Here is a 5,757-nt window from a genome sequence, read left to right on the forward strand (position 1 = left end):
GCCGCCCCGGCGCGCTGTGTCGTGCCCTGCCCCGTGCCCGTCCGGGCGGTGATCGGGGCGGTCACCGCCCGGACGGGCGAAATTTCCGGATGATCATCCGGGCACCCGCCGTTCGGGAAGCTCGCATAGGATCTCCCGCTGTTCGATCCTCTTGAGCAACGGAGAGACATGCGAAGGACCCTCACCGCCGCGGCTGCCGTCCTGGCGATTCCCGTCCTGGCCGGCGCCGTCGCCCCGCCGCATGCGACGGCGGGCCCGATGCCGACTCCGGGCCGGGGCGTGGCCGTCGGGACGTCGCGCCCGGCGGTGGCGCCCCCGAACATGCCGGCGACGGTGTACGGGGGCGCGTGGCCCTCGGGCCACGTGCAGGGAGTGGCGGTCGACTGGAGCAGCGGTCACGCCTACTGGTCCTTCACGAACCTCCTGGTCAAGACGGACCTCGACGGTCGGGTCGTCGGCACGGTGACCGGCCTGACCGGCCACCTCGGCGACCTGGACATCAACCCGGAGGACGGCCGCGTCTACGGCTCGCTGGAGTACAAGGCGCAGCGGGCCTTCTACATCGCCATCTTCGACGTCGCCCGGATCACCCGGGTCGGAATGAACGCCGAGACGGACGGGGTGATGACCACCGTCTACCTGAAGGAGGTCGTCGACGACTTCACGGCGGACCTGGACGGCGACGGCGTCTTCGACGGCGACACGGGGCAGACCGCCGACCACCGGTACGGCGCCAGCGGCATCGACGGGGTCTCGTTCGGGCCGGCGCTGGGCACCGCCGGCGGGCGGAACGTGCTGATGGTCGCCTACGGCGTCTACCCGAACACCACGCGTACCGACAACGACCACCAGGTGCTGCTCGCCTACGACGTGCGGCGGTGGGGTCTTTTCGCCCGCCCGCTGAGCCAGACCGCACCACACCAGAGCGGGCCCGGGCAGCCGTACTCCAAGGTTTTCGTCCGGACCGGGAACACCACCTTCGGCGTGCAGAACCTGGAGTACGACCGGCACACCCGCCGGTGGCTGATGGCGGTCTACCGGGGCGGCAAGCCGGAGTTTCCGAACTGGACGCTCTACGCGATCGACGGCACCGTCGCCCCGCAGACCGGTGTGATCACCGGCCAGCCGGACGGCGCGACCGGGCAGATCGTCCCGCTGGCCCCGGCCGGGCTGGCCGATCCGGCCACCGGAATCCGCGGCTGGGAGGGGCCGGGCAGCTTCGGCCTGGAGGCGCTCGGCGACGGGCGGTTCTACGTGGTCAGCAGCGGGACGACCACGGTGGACGGTGAGCGGCGGCAGACCGGCACCGCCGTCCTCCAGCACTGGACGGGAGCGACGCCGAACCCCTTCGCCACGGCCGGATCCACCGTCGCCGGGCGCCGACCCGCAGCCCGTACGGTTGTCTCCCGGCCCCGCTGACCGAACTGTGACGCCGGCACTCGGTAGGTTGGGGGAGTGGAACGTCCGGGTCGGGTGGAGCGGGACGGTGGGCGGACCGGGGAGGGGCACCGCTTCACCCCGGGCGACGTGGTGGTCCGGCGCGAGATCCTGCACGGCGAGGTGTGGTTCGCCTGCCCGACCGTCTGCGTCGAGGACTCGCCCGACCTGCTCGTGCTCTACCTGCCCCCGGGCGCGGAGTTCGGCTTCCCCGAGACCGGGCGGTTCCCGTGCGGGCGGCACCCGTGGCAGGTCGCCGGGCACCGGGCGTGGAGCGGCCACGGCAAGCTGATGCTGCACCGCCCGGGCGAGGCGCACTCCGTCGACGTCTTCTGGACCGGCCCGGAGCGCGCCTTCGCCGGGTGGTACTTCAACCTCCAGGACCCGTTCCGGCGTACCCCGATCGGGGTGGACACCCTCGACCACGAGCTGGACCTCTGGTGGCCGGCCGACGCCGCCCGCTACGTCTGGAAGGACGTGGAGATGTTCGCCCAGCGCCTGGAAGAGGGGCGTTATCCGGGGATGGCCGACGCGATCCGCGCCGAGGGCGACCGGATCGCCGCCCTGCTCGACGCCGGGGAGCGGTGGTGGGACGAGGCGTGGGCGTCCTGGCGGCCGGACCCGGCCTGGCCGGTGCCGGCCCTGCCGGCCGGCTGGGACACCGTCCCGTCGACCCGCTGACCGCCGACCGCTGACCGAACTGGGACGCCGACCCGCTGACCGCCGCCCGCCGGCCCCGAGCGTGCCTCTGCCCTGCTCGTCAGGACCCGCCGTTGCGGGGCATGACCGGACGGACCTCGACCGGGCGGCCCGGCCCGCCGCCGGCGCGTGACGCGTACTCCGGGACGCCCACGCACGTGAACAGCAGCGCCGCGAGGTCGTCCGGCTCGCCGAGCAGGCCCGGGACCTCCGAGTCGAGGAAGGTCATCCCGGAGGCGCCGGCGCCCAGGGCGTACGCCGCGAGGTGCAGCCGGCCCTCGACGAGCCCGGCGGCGAGCTGGGCGTCGCGGTAGCCGCGGTCGTCGAGCGACGACAGCGGCGTGGCCCCGACGACGACGTACGCCGCGTCGCCGGCGAGCGCCTGGTCCAGGCAGACCCGCAGCAGCTCGCCGCGCAGCTCCGCGGCCCGCAGCGGCGTCGTCAGGTCGGGCCAGCGGTAGAGGCCGGGCGCCACACCGTCGACGCCGTGCACGGCCACCCAGTGCGGCACCGGCACGCCGCGCAGGGCGGCGGCCAGGGGCCACTCCAGCAGGGCGCGCGGCAGCGTCCGGGACCGGTCCATACGGCGCTGCGACCCGCGCCGGCGCACCACCTCGTCGAGCGGGTCGGACGGCGGGAACTCCGGCAGCGGCGGCGCCTCCGGCCAGGGCTCCCCGAGTGTGTCCCGCTCGCCCGCGCGCTGCGCGGCGGTGCACAGCGGCAGCTCGACCGGCGGCAGCTCACCCGGCACCGCCGCCGCGGTGGGGCCGATCGCCGGCTCGCCGTCGCCGAGGGACAGCAGGGCGAGCGGATACTCGTGCACCCCGTCCGCGCCGACGAGGCGGCGTAGCGTGGCGTCCGGGAACAGCGTCCGCAGCCGTGGCGCGAGGCCGGCGCTCGTGGCCGCCGCCGACAGTTGGGACAGCAGCGTCCCGGCGTCCCAGTAGAGGTGCCGCCAGCCGCGCTCGGCGTACCGCCACCCCGTCCGCCACGGCACGCCCGTGACCACGAGCGTGGTGGCCGCTCCGGTGGCGGCGGGGGCGACCTGGACGAGCGCGTGCCGCGCCGGGTCGTACCAGTGCACGCCGTCCGGGACGCCCGCGACGTCGCGGGTGCTCGCGTAGACCTCCAGCGGGAAGCGTGCGCCGGCCGAACCGGCGGCCCGGTAGAGGAACGGCCGCCCGTGGCGCTCGGCGGTGCGGACGACGCCGGCGCCGAGGAAGAGCACGCGGCCGAGCTGCGCGGCGTCGAGGAGCTGCGCCCGGCCCGCGACGCCCGCGAGCACCGCCGTCGCGGGGATCCCCGGGTCGGGCAGGTCGCGCGGCAGGGCGACGACGGGCAGGCCGTCCGGATAGCCCTTGAGCTGCGGCGGCAGGGTCTCGGGGTCGTTCGGCACGAGGTCGTGGCGGATCCGCGGGTCGTCCCCGGGCACGTCCCAGTCGCGGTTCGGCACGTACGACGTCAGCCGGTGCAGCAGCCCGGCGCCGGAGTCGAGGTCCACAGCGGCCATCCTGCCAGTGCGCACGGCCCCGCACCGTGGTGACGATCGCACCGACCACCCCACCCGCCCGGCGCCCCATCGGTGGGCCGGCGGTCGCGTCAGCGTGCGGCGGCCAGGCGCCGGTCAGAGCCCGAAGAACGCGAGGTAGGAGTCGAGCTGGTGGGCGAGCATCGGCTCGCCGGGGTGCGCCCGCAGGCCGCGCGCGCGGGCCTCGGCCAGCAGGGCCGTCTCCGCCGGGGTCATGATGATGTCGGCGACCACGGCGTCCGCCGGCAGTTCGGCCACCGGGAACGGCAGCGGGTCGTCGGGGCGCAGCCCGAGGGGGGTCGCGTTGACCGCGAGGTCGGCGTCGGCCAGTCGCGGTCGCGCCGCCCCGGTGACCCGGTCCGGGTACGCGTCGGACAGCCGTCGCCGCAGCGTCTCCAGCCGGCCCGGGTCGGTGTCGGCCAGCCGCAGCTCCGCCACGCCGGCGTCGAGCAGGGCGACGGCGATGGCGCTGCCCGCCCCGCCCGCGCCCACCACGCACACCCGGCGGCCCCGGGGGTGGTGTCCGGCCGTGGCCAGCCCGCGGACGAACCCGTCGCCGTCGAAGGTCTCCGCGGTCCAGGTCCCGTCGGGCTCGCGCCGCAGGGCGTTGGCGCTGCCGGCCAGGCGGGCGCGGTCGCTGGCCCGGTCCGCGAGGGCCAGGGCAGCGGCCTTGTGCGGCACGGTGACCAGCATCCCGTGCAGGTTGCCCACCCGTTGCAGGCCGCGTACGACCGGGGTGAGGTCGGCCGGTGCGACGTGGACCGGGACGAGCACCGCGTCGGTGCCGCGGCGGGTCAGCACCGGATTGAGCAGGCCGGGGGCGCGCACCTGCGCGATCGGGTCGCCGAGCAGCGCGTACAGCCGGGTGGTGCCGCCGATCTCCGTCATGCCGCGCCTCCGTGTCGATGGCCGACGCCCAGGGCCGCCCGTCCCGCCGGTCGGGTGCCGCGCCGCGCCGACGCTATCGCGGGCCCGGACGTGGGGCCCCTCCGGGTTCGCGCCCGGCCGCCGAGCCGGCCCCCTTCCGCCCGGTCGGCCGCCGCCGGTTCGGTAGGGGACGGTGGGCGTGCCCGGGGGCGTCCGACCCCTGGAGGCGCGGGGTGGGCGGACGCGGCGGTACGGGGGTGGCGGACCCGGAAACCGTTGCCGGCACCCCTAAGATCACCGCAAGGATCTTTCGCTGGGAAATATTTAGTGATATCAATCTCGCACCGATCCCTCTCACCCCCGGAGTGCGACGTGCGGAGAACTCGCTTCGTGACCCTCGCCCTGAGCCTCGCCACGGCTCTCGGCGTCAGCCTGTCCATGACGGCCCCCGCCCAGGCCGCCGCCACCGACCGCTACGTCGCCCTCGGCGACTCCTACGCCTCGGGCGTGGGCGCCGGCAGCTACACCAGCGAGAGCGGCTCCTGCCAGCGCAGCACCAACGCCTACCCCGCGTTGTACGCCGCCAGCGTCAAGCCCGCCTCGTACCGCTCGGTCGCCTGCTCCGGCGCCACCACGACCAGCGTGATCAACACCCAGCTCTCCGCGCTCAGCTCCACCACCAGCCTGGTCAGCATCACGGTCGGCGGCAACGACGTCGGCTACTCCAACATCATGACCACCTGCGTGCTCAAGGGCACCACCGAGTGCGTCGCCGCCGTGCAGGCCGCCGAGGACAAGGCCCGCGCCCAGCTCCCCGGCCTGCTGAGCAACGTCTACAACGGCATCAAGACCCGGGCCCCGAACGCCCGGGTCGTGGTCGTCGGGTACCCGGTCTTCTACCAGCTCGGCACCGTCTGCGTCGGGCTGAGCGCCACCTCGCGAGCCAAGATCAACGAGGCCATCAACCTGGTGGACGACATCACCCGCAGCGCGGCCAACGCGGCCGGCTTCACCTTCGCCGACGTGCGTTCGGCCTTCGTCGGGCACCAGCTCTGCAGCTACGGCGAGAAGTGGCTGCACGCCCTCAACTACCTCAACCTCGGCGTCTCCTACCACCCGACCGCGGCCGGCCAGTCCGGCGGCTACTACCCGGTCTTCCGCAACGCCGCCGGCTGACCCGACCGCGCGCCACCGCCGCCGCGTACCGGCTGATCCGGCAGCCGCCC

General features: G+C 75.1%; 5 protein-coding genes. 3 read left to right on the forward strand and 2 right to left on the reverse strand.

What is annotated here, in order from left to right; all coding sequences use genetic code 11:
* Window positions 1-168 precede the first annotated feature (168 nt).
* Window positions 169-1,419, forward strand: coding sequence for a hypothetical protein (locus AB0L34_RS32550; protein WP_363709366.1), 1,251 nt, complete (start codon window positions 169-171; stop codon window positions 1,417-1,419).
* A gap of 36 nt (window positions 1,420-1,455) precedes the next feature.
* The gene (locus AB0L34_RS32555; protein ID WP_363709368.1) at window positions 1,456-2,118 is read left to right on the forward strand and encodes a DUF402 domain-containing protein; all 663 of its coding nucleotides are present in this window, start codon (window positions 1,456-1,458) and stop codon (window positions 2,116-2,118) included.
* A 79-nt stretch (window positions 2,119-2,197) separates the two neighbouring features.
* Here the strand turns inward: AB0L34_RS32555 and AB0L34_RS32560 are convergent, their stop codons facing one another.
* Window positions 2,198-3,646 (reverse strand): nitroreductase family protein, encoded by a 1,449-nt coding sequence (locus AB0L34_RS32560; RefSeq protein WP_363709370.1) that lies wholly within the window; start codon window positions 3,644-3,646, stop codon window positions 2,198-2,200.
* Window positions 3,647-3,760: 114 nt separating this feature from the next.
* Window positions 3,761-4,552: a shikimate dehydrogenase gene (locus tag AB0L34_RS32565; protein WP_350706230.1), complete on the reverse strand. Its 792-nt coding sequence runs from the start codon at window positions 4,550-4,552 to the stop codon at window positions 3,761-3,763.
* A gap of 351 nt (window positions 4,553-4,903) precedes the next feature.
* Between AB0L34_RS32565 and AB0L34_RS32570 the strand changes: the two genes are divergently transcribed.
* Complete coding sequence (locus tag AB0L34_RS32570) at window positions 4,904-5,707, forward strand: SGNH/GDSL hydrolase family protein (RefSeq protein ID WP_350706228.1); 804 nt, start codon at window positions 4,904-4,906, stop codon at window positions 5,705-5,707.
* The last annotated feature ends 50 nt before the right edge of the window (window positions 5,708-5,757 follow it).

It is taken from the genome of Micromonospora sp. NPDC052213, from assembly GCF_040679695.1.
GTDB lineage: Bacteria > Actinomycetota > Actinomycetes > Mycobacteriales > Micromonosporaceae > Micromonospora.